The organism is Anaerotruncus sp. AF02-27, from assembly GCF_003465835.1.
GTDB lineage: Bacteria > Bacillota > Clostridia > Oscillospirales > Ruminococcaceae > Anaerotruncus > Anaerotruncus rubiinfantis.
On sequence record NZ_QSBX01000017.1, the window covers coordinates 46,319 to 66,401 of the forward strand.

Annotated in this window: 19 protein-coding genes and 2 tRNA genes; 6 read left to right on the forward strand and 15 right to left on the reverse strand. The window is 48.5% G+C overall.

Annotation, left to right across the window (positions count from 1 at the left end):
• Window positions 1-22: 22 nt before the first annotated feature.
• Complete coding sequence (gene recG / locus DWV16_RS12850; RefSeq protein ID WP_066454753.1) at window positions 23-2,062, reverse strand: ATP-dependent DNA helicase RecG; 2,040 nt, start codon at window positions 2,060-2,062, stop codon at window positions 23-25.
• A gap of 198 nt (window positions 2,063-2,260) precedes the next feature.
• Here recG and DWV16_RS12855 point away from each other — a divergent pair.
• The 3 genes from DWV16_RS12855 to DWV16_RS18880 all read left to right on the forward strand — a co-directional run bounded on the left by DWV16_RS12855 (window position 2,261) and on the right by DWV16_RS18880 (window position 2,865).
• Window positions 2,261-2,336: transfer RNA gene (locus DWV16_RS12855), tRNA-Lys, on the forward strand.
• Between the two features lie 5 nt (window positions 2,337-2,341).
• Window positions 2,342-2,417 (forward strand) — tRNA-Ala (locus DWV16_RS12860).
• Window positions 2,418-2,664: 247 nt separating this feature from the next.
• Entirely contained in the window at window positions 2,665-2,865 is a 201-nt protein-coding gene (locus DWV16_RS18880; RefSeq protein ID WP_147349466.1) for a hypothetical protein, read from the forward strand.
• Between the two features lie 319 nt (window positions 2,866-3,184).
• Here the strand turns inward: DWV16_RS18880 and DWV16_RS12865 are convergent, their stop codons facing one another.
• The 5 genes from DWV16_RS12865 to DWV16_RS12885 form a co-directional block, all read right to left on the reverse strand.
• Entirely contained in the window at window positions 3,185-4,495 is a 1,311-nt protein-coding gene (locus DWV16_RS12865; RefSeq protein ID WP_118479598.1) for an FtsK/SpoIIIE domain-containing protein, read from the reverse strand.
• Complete coding sequence (locus DWV16_RS12870; RefSeq protein ID WP_118479600.1) at window positions 4,482-5,453, reverse strand: viral replication protein; 972 nt, start codon at window positions 5,451-5,453, stop codon at window positions 4,482-4,484. The genes DWV16_RS12865 and DWV16_RS12870 overlap by 14 nt, the downstream gene beginning before the upstream one ends.
• A gap of 152 nt (window positions 5,454-5,605) precedes the next feature.
• Window positions 5,606-5,923, reverse strand: a complete 318-nt coding sequence (locus DWV16_RS12875) for a hypothetical protein (protein WP_118479602.1) — start codon at window positions 5,921-5,923, stop codon at window positions 5,606-5,608.
• A gap of 145 nt (window positions 5,924-6,068) precedes the next feature.
• Window positions 6,069-6,452 (reverse strand): helix-turn-helix domain-containing protein, encoded by a 384-nt coding sequence (locus DWV16_RS12880; RefSeq protein ID WP_118479604.1) that lies wholly within the window; start codon window positions 6,450-6,452, stop codon window positions 6,069-6,071.
• Between the two features lie 494 nt (window positions 6,453-6,946).
• On the reverse strand, window positions 6,947-7,627 hold the full coding sequence (locus tag DWV16_RS12885; RefSeq protein WP_118479606.1) for a hypothetical protein: 681 nt from the start codon (window positions 7,625-7,627) through the stop codon (window positions 6,947-6,949).
• A gap of 187 nt (window positions 7,628-7,814) precedes the next feature.
• Here DWV16_RS12885 and DWV16_RS12890 point away from each other — a divergent pair, with 187 nt between their 5' ends.
• From DWV16_RS12890 to DWV16_RS12900, 3 genes are all read left to right on the forward strand, one after another.
• Entirely contained in the window at window positions 7,815-8,009 is a 195-nt protein-coding gene (locus tag DWV16_RS12890; RefSeq protein ID WP_118479608.1) for a TraY domain-containing protein, read from the forward strand.
• Window positions 8,010-8,225: 216 nt separating this feature from the next.
• Window positions 8,226-8,594: a helix-turn-helix domain-containing protein gene (locus DWV16_RS12895; protein WP_118479610.1), complete on the forward strand. Its 369-nt coding sequence runs from the start codon at window positions 8,226-8,228 to the stop codon at window positions 8,592-8,594.
• On the forward strand, window positions 8,591-10,087 hold the full coding sequence (locus DWV16_RS12900; RefSeq protein ID WP_118479612.1) for a recombinase family protein: 1,497 nt from the start codon (window positions 8,591-8,593) through the stop codon (window positions 10,085-10,087). Before DWV16_RS12895 ends, DWV16_RS12900 begins: the two co-directional genes overlap by 4 nt.
• A 388-nt stretch (window positions 10,088-10,475) precedes the next feature.
• Here DWV16_RS12900 and DWV16_RS12905 read toward each other — a convergent pair whose 3' ends face one another.
• The 9 genes from DWV16_RS12905 to DWV16_RS12945 all read right to left on the reverse strand — a co-directional run bounded on the left by DWV16_RS12905 (window position 10,476) and on the right by DWV16_RS12945 (window position 20,072).
• Window positions 10,476-11,777: a four-carbon acid sugar kinase family protein gene (locus DWV16_RS12905; protein ID WP_147349467.1), complete on the reverse strand. Its 1,302-nt coding sequence runs from the start codon at window positions 11,775-11,777 to the stop codon at window positions 10,476-10,478.
• Entirely contained in the window at window positions 11,770-12,837 is a 1,068-nt protein-coding gene (locus DWV16_RS12910; RefSeq protein WP_066454749.1) for an alcohol dehydrogenase catalytic domain-containing protein, read from the reverse strand. The genes DWV16_RS12905 and DWV16_RS12910 overlap by 8 nt, the downstream gene beginning before the upstream one ends.
• A gap of 12 nt (window positions 12,838-12,849) precedes the next feature.
• Window positions 12,850-13,881 (reverse strand): 4-hydroxythreonine-4-phosphate dehydrogenase PdxA, encoded by a 1,032-nt coding sequence (gene pdxA, locus DWV16_RS12915; RefSeq protein ID WP_118479616.1) that lies wholly within the window; start codon window positions 13,879-13,881, stop codon window positions 12,850-12,852.
• Between the two features lie 343 nt (window positions 13,882-14,224).
• Complete coding sequence (locus DWV16_RS12920) at window positions 14,225-15,169, reverse strand: electron transfer flavoprotein subunit alpha/FixB family protein (protein WP_066454743.1); 945 nt, start codon at window positions 15,167-15,169, stop codon at window positions 14,225-14,227.
• Entirely contained in the window at window positions 15,166-15,954 is a 789-nt protein-coding gene (locus DWV16_RS12925; protein ID WP_158572870.1) for an electron transfer flavoprotein subunit beta/FixA family protein, read from the reverse strand. Before DWV16_RS12925 ends, DWV16_RS12920 begins: the two co-directional genes overlap by 4 nt.
• A 23-nt stretch (window positions 15,955-15,977) precedes the next feature.
• A complete protein-coding gene (locus DWV16_RS12930) occupies window positions 15,978-17,102 on the reverse strand; it encodes a glycerol dehydrogenase (protein WP_066454741.1) in 1,125 nt (374 codons plus the stop codon).
• Between the two features lie 46 nt (window positions 17,103-17,148).
• A complete protein-coding gene (locus tag DWV16_RS12935) occupies window positions 17,149-18,429 on the reverse strand; it encodes a TRAP transporter large permease (protein ID WP_066454739.1) in 1,281 nt (426 codons plus the stop codon).
• Between the two features lies 1 nt (window position 18,430).
• The gene (locus tag DWV16_RS12940; RefSeq protein WP_066454733.1) at window positions 18,431-18,922 is read right to left on the reverse strand and encodes a TRAP transporter small permease; all 492 of its coding nucleotides are present in this window, start codon (window positions 18,920-18,922) and stop codon (window positions 18,431-18,433) included.
• Window positions 18,923-19,016: 94 nt separating this feature from the next.
• Window positions 19,017-20,072 (reverse strand): TRAP transporter substrate-binding protein, encoded by a 1,056-nt coding sequence (locus DWV16_RS12945; protein ID WP_118479620.1) that lies wholly within the window; start codon window positions 20,070-20,072, stop codon window positions 19,017-19,019.
• Window positions 20,073-20,083: the final 11 nt, after the last annotated feature.

Here is a 20,083-nt window from a genome sequence, read left to right on the forward strand (position 1 = left end):
CGGCTGAACCGGGCAGGCCGCGTCAATTGGGCCTGTCCCCAACGGCATCCATCATTCGTTCAACGGCGGTTTTGAGCGCGGCGTGTTCCGGCGCTTCGAGTGCTGGATCCTGCGCCAGCACGATCCGCGCCGCCTCCTGCGCTTCTTCCACCTGGCGCACGTCGGTGGAAAGGTCCGCGATACGCAGCTGCGGCAGGCCATGCTGCTGCTGGCCGAGGAAATTTCCCGGACCGCGCGTTTTCAAGTCGTATTCGGCCAGCTCGAAACCGCTCTGCGAGCGGCAGAGCATCTGAAGCCGGTCCAGCGTATCCGGACTGCGGCTGTCGGAAAGCAAAATGCAGTAGCTTTGCGCCCTGCCGCGCCCAACCCGTCCGCGCAGCTGATGCAGCTGGCTCAGGCCAAAGCGTTCGGCGTTCTCGACCATCATGATCACCGCGTTCGGCACGTCCACTCCCACCTCCACCACAGTGGTGGAAACCAAAAGCTGGATTTTCCCATCCTTAAAATCGGACATCGTCCGATCTTTATCGGCTGCCTTCATCTTCCCATGCAAAAGCCCCACCGTGTAACCGGAAAACGCACCCGAAGCCAGCGACAGGACGTAATCGCTCGCGGCCTGCATGCCGGTCTGCTCCTCACCCGCTTCAATCAGGGGACAGACAATATATGCCTGCAAACCCTGATCCAGATGTTTCCGGATGAAACTGAACGCCCTGTCGCGCTTTCCTGAGCTGATCTTGTAGGTCATAATCGGTTTGCGGTTTGGCGGCAGCTCATCAATCACCGAGATATCCAGTTCCCCATAAACCATAAGCGCCAAAGTGCGTGGGATCGGCGTGGCTGACATGACCAGCGTATGCGCATGCCGACCCTTCTGCTGAAGCGCGGCGCGCTGCGCGACGCCAAACCGATGCTGTTCATCAGTGACGACCAGTGCAAGATTTTGAAATTCCACCCCATGTGAAAGAAGCGCATGGGTCCCGACACAGAGGTCGATCTCTCCTGCCGCCAGCTTCGCGTGCATCTCCCGCTTTTGTGCAGGCGGCATCGATCCGGTAAGCAGTCCGACCCGCATCCCAAGCCCGGACAGGAGCGGTAAAAGCCCCTCATAATGCTGCCGTGCCAACAGTTCGGTAGGAGCCATAATGGCTGACTGTGCGCCCGATAGGAATGCAAAATAGGCTCCCGCCGCGGCAACCATCGTCTTTCCCGATCCGACGTCTCCCTGGACCAGGCGGTTTGCCGGGACTGTGCGCTGCATATCCATTGTCAGGTCGCCGATCGCGCGCTGTTGCGCACCGGTCAGGGTAAACGGCAACGCATCATAAAATTTCTGCAATGAATGCGGCTGCATCGAGGCCGCCCGGCAGGTCTGCGCACGCGTTTTCAGCATCCCCACGCCCACGGCAAGCGTAAAGAGTTCTTCGAAGATGAGCCGTTTTTTCGCTCGTTCCAAAGCTTCTGTACACGCGGGCAGATGGATTCCCCGAATTGCCTCCATGATGCCATCCAACCCGTAACGTTCCCTGATTGGTTTCGGAAGCACCTCCGGCAGCTGCGGATTCTGTGAGAGCGCCTGTTCCACCAATCCGGTCAACACCTTTGCAGAGAGCCCCTGCGTCAGCGGATAAACCGGAAGATAGGGGCGGTCCGCCCGCGCCGGATAAACCTGAGGCGCATTCATTGTACGGCGCAGAAGGTTGCCTTCGACCCTTCCGTAAAAAAGATATGGAACATCATATTCCAACGCGTCAACAGTAAATTTGGCATTATAAAAAATAAGCGTCATCGATCCGGAATCATCCGCGACTGTGATCTTATAGAGCTTGAGCCCTCCGCGCAGACGCGCCTCTCCGTGTTTTTTGATCACTGTCGCCAGCACCGAGCATGGCGTCTCAAGCGGTGCGGCAGCGATTTCACAGGGTTTGGACAGGTCGATATACCCGCGCGGGTAATGCATCAACAGGTCTCCAACAGTCCTGACGCCAAGCTTTTGCAGCGTTTGTGCGCGCTGCTCGCCTACACCGCGCAGTGCACGGATGTCCTGCTGCGCATTTGCCATACAGCTCATCTCCCGTCAAGCCGAATATATGTTCTCATTTTACCCCTTTTTATAATTTTTGTCACTAGGGTTTTTCTGTCGGGATTTGTCAAATCAGTTTTCTGTAAAAAATTCTGGCAAAATAGTTGACAAGCCCTCCTCTGTTTGCTATAATAATCTAGCGTCGTACAGAGTGCTTCTGTTCTGACTGCGCAGAATGATCCATTAGCTCAGCCGGCAGAGCACCTGACTTTTAATCAGGGTGTCCGGAGTTCGAATCTCCGATGGATCACCATATCTGGGGGCGTAGCTCACCTGGGAGAGCGCTTGAATGGCATTCAAGAGGTAGAGGGTTCGATCCCCTTCGTCTCCACCAAATCAATATAATCCGAACCTAATTCCAATCGGAAACGGGTTCGGATTTATTGTTTCTCTGGAAGATATAGCAGTATAGAAAATGGGCGGCAGATGCCGCCCATTTTCACTGTGTTAAAAAAGCAATCCAGATTGCATGAGCATACTAAATTTACCAGATTGTAGTTATTTGTAAATCTACAAGCAAAGAACAGCGGGTTTGGGTATTTCAACAAATAAATGGTAATAATATTTATCGGGTGATGATAATGAGAAGAATTTTATTGATCGTATTCGTGCTATTTTTCTTAGGTGCTAATAGCGGTGAAGAAGCAAATATAAATAGACATACCCGCACCCGTATTGCTAATCCAATAGCTGTTTTAAAAGATCAACAGACTGTTGACGGATTCTTGCCTGTTCGCGGAATTCCGAAAGACAATGAAGAACAGGCCACTGTTTCCTTTTAGATAAAAGCTTTATCGGGTGAAAATATGAATTAGGCAAAGATTTGCTACCATATACCTTAAAGAGTTAACAACGTGGCCTTAAAAAGTTTTTTGTCAGACTAAAACGGGCGGCATCTGCCGCCCGTTTCATTTTTATGTTTCCTTTACCTGCCCCTGATTCTCTACCCACTGTTCAAAAGCCCTTTGGCCCTCCGCGCTTTCGTAGAATTTTTGAATATGTGGGAGCAAGCACCGGGCAAGGCTTTCTATTGCATAGTCTGGAATTTCCATCCCACTGTTTGTTAAACTCTTTTTGTCAACCGTAGAAATCACCCCTAGCTTATAGCGACTTCTCGTCGAACAGGTAGCCTTGAAAGATTGTCCCATCGTGCATAAGAAATCGGCCCTGTGCGTCCTTAGGGATTCTGTCGGCGGCGGCACTGCTGTCAAGAATGATTTGTGACAGTACGCTGTCAGCCCGTCCGCAGACCCGGCAATCAATGTTGTTCCGAATCTGCCCGGTCAAGATTGTCGCGTCAGGACGCTGCGTTGCTAAGATCAGATGAATACCAAACGCCCGCCCTTGCCGGGCAATCACAGACAGCTTGCTTTCAATTCTGGAAACCTGATCTTTGTCCTCTTTGCCAAGCCCGTTCTTGTCCAGCAGTTCCGCCACCTCGTCACAGGCGAAGATCATGCGCTCATAGGCCACCGCGCCGCGCCCGTTGTACTCCCCGATATTGGCGCAGCCAGCCGCCCGGAAAGTCTCTTTTCGCCGTTCCAGTTCTTCCACAAGGCCGGTCAGGAAGTCCAGTAAATCCGCCTTGTCAAAAATCATTCGGCATTTCCTTTGCCACGCGCCGGGGAAGTCCACCCCGCCTTTGAAATCCGCAACGCAGACCGCCGCATTTTTCTTGACGCTCTGCATTAACAGCAGCTTCAACAGGACGCTTTTCCCGGAACCAGTGGAGCCGCCCAACAGGATATGGGGGATTTGTGTGAGGTTGACCGTCACCGGCCCCAAGATACTTTCTCCCAACACCAATTCAAAATCCCGGTAACTCAAATACTGTTCCTGCCAGTGCAGGACGGCGGGAAGCGCGCAGCCCACCGGCGCGGTAAAGAGCAGCACCCGCCGCTTGTCGTCTCCCTCCGCAATCTTCGCAACGTGGACGTTTAAGGCCGCTTCCAGTTTCTCCCGCTTATCCTCCCACTCCGATCGGGGAACCCCGCAGGTTTCAAACTCCATCACAGTAACGCGGGGATTCTCCTTGTCCCGCCAGGTTGCCACCGGATAGGGGGCCTCCCCCGCGTGGTTCACAAGCCCCACACGCCGCAAGTCGTTTTGTATGGACTTCCACCCAATGGGCGTACCAAAGAGCACCACAAGGCCGAACAGCCCCGCGACAGCGGCAACGGGGAAAAGCTGTCCCATGCCCGCCCGCTGTATGACGGAAAAAACGTCGTTACCCCGCCAGATGAAAAGCCAGGGCTGCACGAGCAGGAGCAGCAGCGCCACCAGCGAATAAATCAATACAACAGCCCTTTTTCTTTTATCTTCACAAATGGCCTTGCAGCCCATTTTCAACCGCAGTGCCCAATGATGGTTGACGGTTTCCCGTTCTATCTGAAATTTGTCATTTTGGTTCATCTGTTCGACCTCCAATCTTGTTTAGTTTAATTTTCTCTATCGTCCCGTCCTCCCGGTACTTTATCAGCCAGTGAATACGGCGCAGAAACGCCCGCCACGTTTCGGGCCGGTTCCACTGGGCCTCCCGGTACTGCTTTCCCAAGGACAGGTTTGATGTGATGTAGACTTTTGTATAACAGGCCACCTTATCACTGTACCGGGCGGGGAGGGACAGCGGGTAAATATCCAAGAAGTTCAGCATATCCTCTATGGGTATTTGGGAATAGAACTCCTCGAATACAAGCACATCTTGACCGGCATATCCGTCAAAAGAGATCCCGCGCCCTGCCCGGTAGTTTGTCACCCGGTAAATGTCGCGGGGATTGTGCCGCTCATAAATGCCCCTTGTCTTGCCCGTCCCGGTTGCGCCGCAGAGATAGCAGACCTCCAAAACGCGGTTTTCGGCGGCGTACCGTTCCGCCAGCAGCGTTTGACGCAGCGTGTCAATGTCCCGGACACGAAAGGCCAAGTTTGGCGTTTCGTCTATGATTTCGGTTGTGGTTTTCCCGTCCCGCAGGCTATTCAGCAGCCGGCACATTTGCGGGGCTTTTTCCTCTTTCTCGGCGGGGAGCCGCCCCATCTCCAAGAAACTGTTTTCCACCGCTGTTTCCGCCTTTTCAGTGCCCGCCCATTTCCCCGCTTTCAAAATGTACTCCCTGTTTTCTTTCGAACTCCCGTATGCTTTTTCGATATGCGCGGTTGGGAATCGGTTTTTGATGGTGGAAAAACGGATGGGCGAGGGGGAATAAAGAAAAACGTGCGTGTGATAGGTTCCCGTCGTGGCGATCTCGTCGGCCATACAGAAATAGTCCGGGGAAAACCGCTGCAAAATCGCCGTTATCGCGTCGTGATCTAACCCGCATTCCTGCGGATTGTTAATCACCAGTGCCCACTTGCGGGCTTGTGAATTGTTCGCCATACGACCGCCCTTTCTTTGCTACTTGCTACATTCTGTCATAAGGGTAATACTAGCCCTTATGACAGGGGCGGCGCTGCCGCCCGCCCACCGGGGGGCTTTTTCAAAGGAAAAATCCCTTTACCCGGTGGGCCATTGGCAGCGCCGCGCAAGTCTTAGGCTTTCGTATTCACCAATTGAACGCCGGTTGCCCTTGCACCCACTTGCGGCTGTCCGTTCGACCAATAGATAAACACTTCAAGGCCGTCGAACTTCACTTCCGCGAAGCCGTCGGGCGCGTCCAGAAGCTGCGGCCCGTCAATCTTCACATTGATTTTTTCCAGCCCTTTTTCGGGCAGGGCGATGGAATAGCGATAGCCGGTAATGGTATCGGTTCGCCGGTTGTCCTTGTACTCATACGCCGGGGACACATCCACTAGCCAATACTTTTCGCCCAGGCTGCGCGGGTCGATCAGCAAATCTTGAATACGCATAATGAAGTACCTCCATCTTAAAATGTGAACTCGGCGCGCCCTTGTTCTGATTCCAGTATAGCGGATAAAAAAGTAAATTGGTTTCTCTGGAGAAACGCCGCATAGACGCAAAAAGCCGCCCTGCGAATGCAAGGCGGCTCTGGTTTTATTCCTCGTTATTGTTTCCCAGTAAAGGATAGCCCTGTTCATACAGCAGAGCATTCGCGTCATCAATATCCATATGGTTTTCTAAAATATCATTCCAAAACGCCTGTTCTGGAAATGCGGCGAGCATTAACATATCTTTCTCTTTTACAGACAGCCCCAACCCGACAGAAACAGCCATTACAAGCCCGGCACTATCAGCTTGATAAGTAGAGCCTTTGTCATTGCTATCCCTGCAAATCCGACTGATGGTGGTTTTGGATAATTTGCTTTTTTGAGCAAGCGCCGCTTGTGTAATTCCCTTTTCTCTCATATATTGCGTTACAATTTCTGAAAATGTTTTGTAATCTTCGTTATATTGAGGCTTATTTGGCAAACGGTTCACCAAATAGCCAGCCTTAACAATTTATAGGATAGAGTTATAGGGCCTGCCGCCGGAGGGATGGGGAGCGCCGGGTAAGCGCGGAAATATGCCGGGAAAAAAGTGTCGGCATATGACATCCCTCCTTTGCGGAATTGCCGAAAGTGGATATTTACATAAATATCCCCCCGGCAGCAAGCCCCGTTTCTCCTACTAAATACAACAGGAGTACCGCTAGATTCTAGCTGTACTCCTGTTTTTGCAGTCTGAAAACTGCGCCTGTTCAATTTTTATCCCCAAAAGGGCACACTACTCCCTTTTTGTGTTCCTGCTGCTCTCCTGACGGAATATCATTCCGTTCCTGCATTTCTGCAAAACATCTGCCAGCCGCATAACGGCTTCCATTCGCTCTAGGCGCTCAATCATCTTTTACCCCTTTAAGGGGCCCAATCAATCTTTGTGCCTTTATTGTAAGCCAAATATTGCCCGATGTCAAATGAACTTTTTGTGACGAAATATTAACTGTCGTCCTGTTTGTCCGCGGTAGGGATTGATCTACTTGTCAGCATATCATAACGCATTTTGGGAGTTCTGTTCCCTCTGAAATATTGCTCCCAAATGGCGTCCTTTTCTTCTTTGCTTTTTGCCTGATCTTGCAAAGCCTTGATGAGTTCCAAAACCTGCCTATGGTAGAACATATCATATGTATGCCTTGCTTTTGCTTGTGTCATACGCAATTCCCTTGCGATTGCAACAAAGGACGCTTTTTCAACCTCCCGCATTTCAATAACCCGGGCGACCACTTCTTCACGCAATCTCGGTTTGAATGGGGGCATACCCTTGATGAACTCTTGCGGCATACCCGGTTCCCTACCTCTGTACTCAATTAGAATATCCCTGTATTTCTTTTCCAGATATGCACAGGCATAGGGTAAGTCTTGATAGCATTCATATGCAGCATTAAAAACTTTTCTGATCTGGGATGTGCCGCTATGCCCTGAAACAATCGCAATATGGTTGATGTATAAGCGTATTTGCTTGACTTTCAAATGATTGTATATTTGCGTCACCCTTGCCGCCGATATTTCATAGTCCCTCGCTATGGCGGAAAATGTGTTCCCGTATTGATCGCGCAGCAGCATAATGTCATATGCGCGCGCATCCTGCTTGAGTACGCTATATGGTATATCTCTCAGCATATTAATTTCACCCCTCTAATGACACGACCATCACCCGTCTTTTCGCTAAGTCTAGTATACATCTAAACGCTAATATATGCAACAGTTAAATAACAGTTATTAAACCGTTTCTGTATACCATTCGAAAATTGCTTGATATGCTATATTTAACTGTTATTTTACTGTTGCATATAAAGGAGGAGCGAATATGCCGACGAACAAAACACCTTTTACATTTAATATTGAGGATGAATATTTAGAGAAAATGCGCTATATTGCCAAACGGGAAACACGAAGTTTAAGCAATTTACTGGAACACCTATGTAAATTGTATATTGAAAAATACGAACAGGAACACACAAAAATCGAACTAGATAATACTAAGGATTCATCTAAAGGTTAGGAAATAACAAAAACCGGGGGCCTTGTCAATGGTCAAGATAAACGGGCATAAATGCCCGCCATTGACAAGGCCCCCGGCTTTTGTTGGCAACCAGCCAAGGGGAGCAAGCCCCCAATGTGGGCTTGCTCCCCCAATTAAATATGTTTATTTGATGTTGACTAATATGCTTATATATGATAATCTGTACCTGTAAAGAATGAAAGAGGTGGTGTAGCTATGAAAGAGATTGGGAAGCGTCTAAAGGATTTGCGGGAGGGCGTCAAGCTGTCCCAAGTCAAATTGGCGGAGATTTTAGGGACGCAGCAATCCAGCATTAACCGGTATGAAACCGGGCAATCAACGCCCGGCCCGGAAGTATTCTTGCGGTACGCGGATTACTTTGATGTATCTATGGACTATATCTATTGCAGGACAGACCAGCCGCAAGGCAAACTTTACAACTACCAGCCGCAGCTTTTACAGGAGAAAGCCGCGCAGAACACCGAAATGCGGGAGTTTATCGAAATGTGCTTTGACCCGAAATCCCCTGTCAATGAGAAATTGAAAGCGGCCCTATTTCGACTGATGGAGGAGGAACGAAGATGAACGGCATTATTTACGCGAGATATTCCGACGCAAGCCAGAGGGAAGAAAGCATAGAGGGGCAGATCAGGGAATGCAAAGAGTATGCGCAGCGCAACGGGATAACGATATTAGGCGTTTACATTGATCGAGCCTTGTCCGCCAAGACCGACAACCGCCCCGATTTTCAACGGATGATAAAGGACAGCGCCAAGGGACTGTTTGAAATCGTTCTGGTGTGGAAGTTGGACAGATTCGCCCGCAACCGTTACGACAGCGCCCACTATAAAGCCATTCTCAGAAAAAATGGCGTGAAAGTCGTTTCGGCGCGGGAAAACATTTCAGACGGGCCAGAGGGGATTATTTTGGAATCTATGCTGGAGGGGTATGCGGAATACTATCCCGCTGAACTTTCCGAAAAGATTCACCGGGGACAGCACGAGAACGCTTTGAAAGGGCGCAACAACGGCGGCGGCATTCCTTTGGGGTATCTGCTCGGCGCAGAACAAAAGCTGGTTGTTGACCCCTCCACCGCCCCTATTGTCGTTGAGATTTTCAAACGGTATGCCGAGGGCGAAACAATACGGTCTATCATAGAGGATTTAAACGGGCGGCAGTTACGCAGCAAAAGGAATAAGCCCTTTTCTATCGGTAGTTTCAATGCCCTGTTAAAAAACCGAAAATACATAGGCGAGTATCAATATCAAGATGTCGTTATTCCGGGGGGAGTTCCCGCAATCGTCCCCGAAGAACTGTTTTTCAGAGTACAGGCAAGAATGGAAAAGAACAAACGCGCCCCGGCTCGGACAAAGACAGAGGAAGATTTCTTGCTTACAACCAAGCTGTTTTGCGGCGATTGCGGGCGGATGATGGTAGGCGAAAGCGGCTCCAGCCACACCGGGAAAACCCATTTTTATTATAAATGCGGGGCTGCAAAGCGGCGGAAAGGCTGCAAGAAAAAAGCGGCCAAGAAAGACTGGATTGAAGAAGTGGTGGTGCGCTGGACGGTCAACCGGGTATTGAGGGATGAAGAAATCGACAGGATTGCGGACAAACTCGTTTTATTGCAGGACAAGGAAGATTTATTGCTCCCGTCTCTACGCCAGCAGCTTGCAGACACGGAAAAGGGGCTTGAAAATCTGGTTGACGCTATCCAACAAGGATTATTGACCTCAACCACAAAAAAGCGGCTGGACGAGTTGGAAGCCCGCAAGGAGAGTTTACAAGTCAGCATTTTGGAAGCCGAGTTGCAGCGGCCCAAATACACCAAAGAGCAGATGGTCTGCTATATGCGGCAGTTTAAGTATGGGGACGCGGACAGCAAAGACTATCGGCGGCGCATTATCGACACCTTTGTAAACTCCATCTATCTGTTTGAAGATAAGATTGTTTTTACCTACAATTACAGGGACGGCACCGAGACAATTTCTTTTGCGGAAATAGAAGCCGCTTTAGGTTCGGATTTCGTGGCAGTGTGTCCACCACAGAACGAAAACCTTGTAAATTGGCTTATCTAGCCGATTCGCAAGGTTTTCGTTTTTTGAGTTGAGAGACTAGAATCAAGGTTAGATTAATAGCAAAAATACTTAACATCTAACGAAACAGTATGCCACAAATCATGGAATCTGACATACAAAAAATTCCTCCAGTTCCAATTGGAACTGGAGGATATCGCGATATAAAAACAGGGGCGAGAGTCATTTTCTCACCCCTGTTTTTATGTCGCTCTCCACCTGATTTAAAATGTACGATTGTGGGGAGGCACCGCATCTTCCGCTCTTTTGATGCACTTCTTTTTATAGCATTATTCTGTAATGACAATAGAAAATCAGCTTCAAAAACGCCAAACATTCATTCTGTGACAAAAATCGTGTGCAGCGCGGCTGTCTGAAAATACTTTTTCCGTTATTGGAAATAATTTGCATCCCTAGATTCTGCCATAAATCGATCGATTTGTTCCGCGAGCTCTAAGGTACCAAGTCCTCCAGACTTCGATATCACACAAAACGGCTGATCATTTACTTGCGACATAGACACCACCACACCAGAAGACAACTCCATCTGTGGTTCTATTCCTTTGCTTCCGAGCCGTTTCATGGTCTCGTAAAGAGAATCACCACCGAATACAGCCAGGCTTCCAAGCTTGACCTGCTTGAAAACCATGACAACCAACTCACTGATATTTTTGCAGACAAGCCCCCGCATTTTTTTTATGAAAAAGCCGTCTCTCTGGCAGGCATCCGCCACATTCAACTGGCTTCTTTCGCTGACTGACTCGATCAACACACGTTTGTGTTTTTTAATCGTATTTGCAATCTGCTTTGCTAACCTTTCACATTCTCCGCCTTGTACAAAATCTGAGGAGTATTTTTGTGCTGGTGTTAGAGTAAATGATGCATAACCTATCTCTTTGGCATATTGCATTTGGTCAATCGTAATTTGATTTACACTTCCCGCCACTAATAACACGGTTTCTTCCGGGCTTCTACAGAAGGGATGTTTGATCTGATCGGGAAGTATTCTGCACAAAGCATCTGCAAATCCGGCGCATCCGGATAAAACACACGTCTCATCTTCCTTAAAGACACGACCTCCAATTTTATCCAAATCAGCATCCGTACTGGCATCATAGACAACTATTTTAGGAGTAGGAGAAACATCTGTGCTCCCCCAATTCCCATCGGCTGAAATCTGGATTACAGGTGTTTTGCTTTGTTGGAAAATGATATCTGACACACTACTGAATTTTATTGGCTCAAAGGGGTCTTTTGCGAAAACGCTGTTTTCTAAAAGTGTCCCATTTACATACTGGAGCCCATTTTTTGTGATACGTCCATTTTGAGGAAAAGCAGGAGCAAAGTGCAGCACATCCATTTTGGATGCATCTAGCAGTGCGGATAATTCAGCTCCAATGTTCCCACGCAAAGCGGAGTCCGTTTTTTTATAAAAATGACGAACCCCTGCCTTGTAGGCAGCCAAAGCAGTCCGATATACAACCGCATATGCTTCCTCTTTTGTCAAATGCCGCGTTTCCAAATCCATGGACAAAACGTCATATTTAGAAAACAGATATTTGAAATCCGGGAAGCGCTCGGCGGTTACCCAAGTCCGAAACCCCTTTTTCGAAAACTGAACGCCGGTGTCCATTGCTCCTGTGAAATCATCTGCAAGAATTAAAAACCGTACCATTTTTGCATGCTCATTCAATATCTTGTGATGTCCTAGGTACTAAAATCATTTTTCCGGGCTTTCCAGCCTGAATGTCATCAAAAGCGGACTGAAATGATTCCAGCGGATAAATACCGCCTACCACGGCGTCTAAATGAAAGTCGTCAGATTCCAGAATTTCTTCACACTCTTTCCAGGTTTGATACATCAGCCGGCCTGTTACGCCAACGATCGTCAGCTCCTTATAAATGATCTGATTTGACAAATCGAGACTTAATTCTTTATTTGTCAATCCCACCAGAACCATTTTCCCACCCTTTTTAACAGAGGCAAGTCCCTGTAAAATGGCCGAATTTGCGCCTGTATAATCGATCACAACATCGGCATATGCACCGTCAAATGCCTTTGGAATGATTTCCGTGGCTACTTGGAACTTGGAGTTTACGCAGACAGCCGCGCCCATTTTTTTGGCAATTTCCAACTTGTCGTCAAATACGTCAACGGCAACAATCTTTTTCGCACCCCAAACCTTAGCCGCACCAATCGCCATTAGGCCAATCGGACCACAACCAAAAATCACAACATTTTTGTCTTCCACATCAGCAACAGAAACACCATGAACGCCGACGCCCATGGGCTCCAGCATCGCTCCCATTTTATAGCTGACGCTGTCGGCTATTTTATAGGCGCAATCCTGCGGAATAGAGATGTACTCAGCAAACGCGCCAGGTACATGCACGCCGATGATCTTCATATTTTCGCAAATATGACGGTGACCGGTTACGCATTGCTGGCAGTGGTTGCAAGGGATATGCGTCTCGGCCGCAATCCGATCACCCACCTTGAACTCAGTTACATTTGAGCCAACCTCAACAATATCGCCAGAAAATTCATGCCCGAATACCATTGGGGCCGGTACGCGTTCGGATGCATAAGCGTTCCATTCCATAATATGTAGATCCGTGCCACAGATAGCAACTGCACGAATCTTGACCAGAATGTCATTGGGACCTACTTTGGGAACCGGCAGGTCGGTGCGGTAAACTGCACCGGGAGCCGGACTTTCTTTCAAAACTCCACACATTGTTTTTTGATTCATATCCTTCATCCCTTACAAATCAAATTTGTTTTTTGCCATAATGATTCCGGTTTGAATGGCGTCCATCATACTTTCTTCATTGGCACGGCCCTCGCCGGCTTTCCCATAAGCGGTACCATGATCTACAGAAGAACGGATGATCGGCAGCCCAATCGTACAGTTTACACCACTGAGAGAGGAATAGCGGTTGGTTTCCAAATCCAGTTTAAATCCGCTTAGCTTCAAAGGAATGTGTCCCTGGTCATGATACATAGCGACTACAATATCGTATTGCCCCGCCGCACATTTCACAAATACCGTGTCTGGCGGAACCGGCCCATCCACACAAATTCCCATCTTCCGGGCATCCTCGATCGCCGGGATAATCTCTTTTTCTTCCTCCCAGCCGAACAGGCCGTTTTCAGAGCTGTGCGCGTTCAGTCCCGCGACCGCGATTTTGGGGTTCCCATTTCCCAAAAGGCGCATCCCTTCATCCGCCAATTTGATCACAGACAGCACGCGGTCGTGTTTAATGTAATCGCATGCGTCCCGCATCGAACAATGTGTTGTCACATGAATGACCTTGAGGTTTTGACCGATCAACAGCATCGCATAATCTGGAGTATGGGTATAATCGGCAAAGATCTCCGTGTGGCCACTGTAATGGTGATCGGCCAGATTGATCGATTCCTTGTTGATCGGACCCGTGACAACCGCCTGAATTTTGCGGTCCATGGCCATCTGAATCCCCTTGACGATATACTGAAAAGATGCTTCTCCACACAACTTCTGTACATTTTTATAGGTGAAGCTTCCCGGAGTCAACAGATCCAAATTTATGTAGTCGATTGTCCCAAAATTCCCCTGGGCTTCTTCAGCGGACTGTATCTCCCGCAAATTGAGTTTTAATCCACAAAAATCAATGGCTTCCCTTAATGGAACATAGTCTCCAATAACAATAGGAATGCACTGTCCATAAATTTCCTCATGCGCGAGCGCTTTTACAGTGATCTCCGCTCCAATTCCTGCGGGATCACCCATTGTAATTCCGATTCTAGGCTTCATATTAATTCCCCCTACTATACGAATTAAAAATTAGGTATCAGTAGCTGAAAGGTTAATGGTATATTAAACGCACACAGGCCCGGATTCTTGCTCCGCCCTACAAGCAACGTGGCGCCTTTCACTTGACAGACTTTTTATTGATAAGCCAAATGACCGGTCACCACTACCTATAGGGTAATGGCGCTTTTCCATGTCCAATACCTTGGCCACTTAAGTGATCTTTTCTCCCATATCCTCCTTCTGCTCTGTCTATCGATGTTTTATCCTCAGGTTCATAAGGACGGTTTCATTCCGACTTTTTCAGGAAGTACCGTACAATGCAACTCTGCAAGCTCATGTGGATTCAACTGAACTGCTTAGCTGAAAAATGCTGGATTAGCGCGTCTACCAGAGGCTCCCATGATCCCACAAAAGAAAGGTCTGCATAGTCGAAGATGGGCGCTTTGGGGTCGGTGTTGACCGCAATAACATAACCTGACGCATTCATCCCAGCTAGATGCTGAACCGCGCCGGAGATTCCGAACGCAATATAAGTCTTAGGGTGCACAATCGTCCCGGTCAACCCGACTTGATAGCAGTAAGGTGCATAACCGGCGTTCACGGCCGCCCGACTAGCACCGAGAGAGGCACCTGTCAACGAGACAAGCTGCCGCAATTTTGAAAATCCTTGACTGCCGATCCCCTTGCCACCCGCTATAATAAGCCGGGAATCGGACAGCGGCTCCTGATGCAGAGAAGTTTCCTCCAGAAGTGTAATCAGGCCTTCAAAGGTTTTTTCAGATCGTGAACAGGTAGAAACGATTTCGCCGTACCGCGAATAACAAAACGAAGGAAGAAAAATTCCCGGGCGAACAGTAGCCATTTGAAGGTGTGTGTGCTTGCACAAAATCTCAGCAATCAAATGTTCGCCATAGGCCGGGCGGATCATGAGCAATTGTCCGTCGTCCTGCAGAGAAAGCCCTGTGCAGTCTGCACATAACCCACATTCAAGTATGGCCGAAATCTGAGACGCGGCCTGACGCAGCCGAATGGTGGCGGGGAACAAAAGGACAACCGGCAAGTGTTTCCGGCACAAGTCAACAACATCCCATACGAGGCGTTCTTCGGAAGCATCGGGCACCGCATATAGCTTGTGCGCTCCCGCGGCAAAAAGCGCTTCCGTCTGAGAATCTGACGAAATCACAGCGACCGTAGCATCAGACGCAGATAACGATGAACGAAGGAATGAGAGCAATCCCAGCGCGGAAGCGGACTCCGAACCGGCACACACCCAATATTCACCTTTCACGTCTCCTCCTCCTCTTGCTTTTGGATACGATGGCATATCTGCACCGTCATATCCTCTAAGTTTGATATAAATCGCGTATTTCTAAGGCCCTGCATCCGTGTTTGGACAGATCTAACTTGTGTTGGGGAACCGCCTTTCCCATATTCCTTGGAGGAAAGCTTGAGCTCCTGGTTGCTGATACGCTCGATAACAATCGAGGAGGCCATACGGATCTGCTTTAATGTTGGCAACTGACTTAAGATATTGCTTTCACACATACACAGGACAAGCGGCAGCCTCCCTGATAGGGTATGTATCCGGTCTTCTAACAGGCGACGAATATGGATCGAACTCACTTCTGCTTTTTCGACAGATGTGACATTGCTGATGCAGGAATAATGTAAGCGGGCAGCAAGCTGGGGCCCGACCTGTCCGGTTTCCCCATCAATTGTACGCCTTCCACACAAAATGATATCCGGGAGGCCCACTCGCTCAATTGCCCTTGCAAGAATTCTCGATGTTGCTAAAGTGTCGGAGCCTGCAAAGGCAGGGTCGCAAATATGGATCAGGCGGTCCGCTCCATACATTGCGCCCTCATATAATACTGCCTTTGCAGATTCCGGCCCCATGGTGATACAAGTAATTTGGCCTCCAAGTTTCTGCCTCAGTTCGGAAGCTGCCAGCAAAGCGCTTTTGTCTGCCGGGTTCAGTTCTTGCTTACCTCTGGAACGGTCAATGGAAAAATCCTCCTTGAGCCGAACTTCTTCCGATTTTTGCACTTGTTTGAGTAATACCAAAATATTCAAACAGCAACACCGCCTGACCAAATTTATTTGTTCTTAAAACGCGCCTTATAGCGCTCACCCAGCGCGTTGGCAGAAATAATGGCCGCAGAAACAGTGTCGATATTAATGACCAGCGGCTCTGCATAAATTGTCCTGTTACGATTAACAACCTTATCTGCGATTTTAAAGATATTTTCCGGGGTCGCCTCTACGCCAAGGTCTGAAAGCGTCACAGGGATACCAGCTTCCACCATGAATTGCATCACCTTATCAACAATATCCATGGGTGTATTTTCAAAAGCAAACCCACAGACGATGCCAAAAGCTACCTTTTCGCCATGTAGGTAGGAATGGGTCTCCGGGAGCTCCGCGAGGCCGGCATGAATTGCATGTGCCACGCTGCAACCGGTGTTCTGGAACCCAAGACCACTCAACAGCGTATTGGTTTCGATGATGTTTTCCACCGCATCGGTAACAGCGCCTATCTCCAAGTCTCTAAGTGCACGCAGGCCATCCTCCATAAGCAAATCATAGGATAGGCGAGCAATCGCCATACCTGCTTTACAGCGAAGATACCCTTTTCCGATATTGTTCGGAGACTCGGATCGTTCGCGCGCCTGAGCTTCAAACCATGTGGCCAACGCATCTGCCATTCCCGCCCGGAACAGTCTGATTGGAGCTCCAGCAATCAGGTTTGAGTCCATTAAGACGATGTCGGCGCTGCGCTTGAGCATAACGGCTTCCAGATGCTCTCCGGTGTCCGTATACACTACTGCCAAACCGCTGACCGGCGCATCCGTAGCCGCAGAAGTGGGAACAATGAAGTAGGGAAAGAAAAGCGAATTCGCCACCATTTTGGCAATGTCGATGGTCTTGCCTCCTCCGGCGCCAACAATCAAGCCAGCCTTATGTTCCTTGACCAGTTCTGTAATCCGGTTAATTTCGCTATAACAGCACTCGCCTCTGCAGGCTTCACAGATACATACGGAATCGCTTTTGCTAAAAATATTTTCAATACGCTCTTTAAGAGTCGGAAACAGAAAACCATCAATTAAGAAAAAAACGCGATTGGTATAGACACGGCTATATTCTTCAATCTTGTCCAATTCCCCTGGTCCTTGGATATAGGTCATGGCAGAACCAAATGCACGAGTTCGTGAATCTAGCATTATAATAATTTCCTCCTCGAAATCAATCAGATGTGGACACAAAATACTATCCCATGAGCAAATCCGGCATGAATGTCGCGATTGCCGGGAATATGAGAATCAAAATCATAACCAGCAGCACAATTCCCACAACCGGATACATATAACGAATGACGCTCTTGAAGGGAGCTTTGGTCATATTCATGGAGAGGAAAAGATACAGCCCCACAGGCGGGGTTAGCCCTCCTACCACGGTGGAGATGGAGAACAGCACGCCGAATACAAGCGGGTCTACGCCCAAACTCATAACGATGGGATAAATGACGGGAAGAATAACAACCATCGCGGCCACTGTTTCCATGAAGCAGCCAATTACCAGCATAATACCGATAACGAGCAGAACGATCACCGTCGGATCGCTGGACACGCCCAAAAGGAATTCCTTGATGCTGTCTCCCACAGCTTCCTTTGCAAAAATGTAAGAATAGATATTGGCAATACCCATCAACACAATCAGCATGGCAGAAGAGGAAATCGCACGTCTGAAAATGGGAACCATATCCTTGATCGTCAGTGTTTTATAGAAAAAGAAACCGCAGATAAGGCCATATAAACATGCGATGATACCGGCTTCTGTCGCAGTGAAAATGCCGGTGATCACGCCCCCGATGATGATCAGCGGAGTAACCAATGCAAAGAAGGCGTCTTTGAAACTCTTCCACAAAGCCCGCCAGTCAAAGCGGGCGGCAGGCGGATCAATATTTTTTTTGCGTGCATAAAAATAACAGAAAACCATCAAAAATAAACCAATCAGGATTCCGGGGCCAAGGCCGCCGATAAACAGTTTACCAATGGAATACCCAGTCAATGAACCATAGACAATCATATTCACGCTGGGAGGAATAATGGGGCCTAAGGAACCGGAACCCGCAATCAGCGCGGCAACAAATGGCCGTTCATAGCCTGCCTTATCCAGCTCTGGAACAGTAAGAGAACCGATTGCGCTCATGGTGGCGGCGCCGGAACCTGAAATACCGGCAAAAATCATGTTTGCAACGACACACACATATCCCAAACCACCTCTTGCCCATGATACAAGGGATCTGGCAAAATTAATGATCCGTTCTGACAATCTGGCACCGCCCAAGATTTCACCTGCAAGAATAAAAAAAGGACCTGCCATCATTGGAAAGGAATTCATCCCTCGAACCATTTGTTGTACCGCCATCAGGATTGGTACATCGCTGCAAAACATCAGCGCCAGGACTCCCGAAAGGCCAATTGCAAAACTAACCGGAACTCCAATTACAAGGAAGAGCAAAAGACTAACCGCTGCAAATACAAGCATCCTACAGCTCTCCTTTCTTATATTTGATGGAATATTTGGGGATTGCGCTGACATAAGAAAGCAGCATACTTACAATACCTACCGGGATTGCCAAATAGACATAAGTATAAGGAAGCGGAAGCGCAGCGGCTCGCGAAGATCCAGATCTAACTATCAGATCAATGGAAGCCGGGAAAAATAGAATCAGAAAGACAACGGCAGTTAATCGGGAAATAACATACAGCCAACAACGAGCCTTGTTGTTCTTCATAAAGCCAAGCAGGATATCTACCGATACGTGGGCGTCATCCCGAATGGTCAGCCCAGAGCCAATGAACACCATCCAAATACAGGAAAAACGGATCAGTTCCTCACACCAAGGCGGAGAAGCGCTGAACGCGTACCGCCCAATTACTTGCACGGCGCCCAGAAACAGCATGATGATAAAAAATATCATACTGATCATGGTCTGTACCGTCTCAAATCCTCTATCGATTTTTTCAAAATTTTTCATAACATTCCTCCTGATGATCCTTGTGAAAATTGTTGTGTAGACCGAAAACATTTTCGGCCTACACAACGAAGGAAGGAGAACGTTGTAACTTCAGTTATCCAACAACCTCCATCATACGTTTGACAAGATCTTCCATATTGTACTGTTCGATATATTCATCATACATAGGCTGGACTGCTTCACGCATCTTTTGGCGCTCTTCGGCGCTGACGTCGTTGATCTGCACACCCGCATCAGCAATGGCCTTTTCGGCCGCATCATCGGAGGTTTTGCGATTCTTGATCTGCATTTCCGAACTTTCGGTAGCCACTTTGACGAACAGCTGCTGGATATCCGCAGGAAGGCTGTTCCACTTGTCCACATTCATGGAGATGATAAACAAGCCGCCCATGTGTGCTGTGCGGGAATAATACTTGCCCACTTCCTGCAGGTTCGTATTCACAATACCGACAGCGTCAGCTTCGGCCGCATCCGCAACCCCTTGAGAAAGGCCCGTATAAACTTCCCCCCAAGGCATGGTAACAGATTGGCATTTCAAAAGATTCCAAGTGTCAACAAACAGAGGATTTTCGGGGCAGCGCATCTTCAGACCAGACAGATCCTCCATCGTATTGATCGGTTTGGTTTTACAGATGGTGTGACGGATACCGTTGGAATAAATCAAGAATGGATGTACTCCTTTCGGAATCATACGATTCTGAAGTTCTTCCAGCGCCACCTCTTCGATTAGCGCTTTTTGAGACTCCAGTCCATCATAGAGAAACGGAAGCCCAAATACGCCTACTTCAGGCAGGCTAAGTCCGGTAGACCACCCTGCAGGATCGCTGTGAGTGATATCCAGAGTTCCCATGATGCACTGCTCAATCATTTCCCGTTCAGTACCCAATTGGCTGCTAGGATAAACAGTGATCTTTACTTTTCCATTTGACTGTTCTTCCATTGCCTTGGCAAAATTTTCGATTGCAATATACAGGTCATGTCCAGGATTTTGGATATGGCCCAGAGACAGCTCATACACTTCTTCACTACCCGCTGTTTCGGGGCTGCTGGCTGTACTGTCACTGGCCGCGGGCTGATTGTTGTTTCCGCACGCAACAAGTAATGCGAGAGTCAATCCACTTAACAACAAGGCAACGATTCTCTTTTTCATATCAGTGCAGT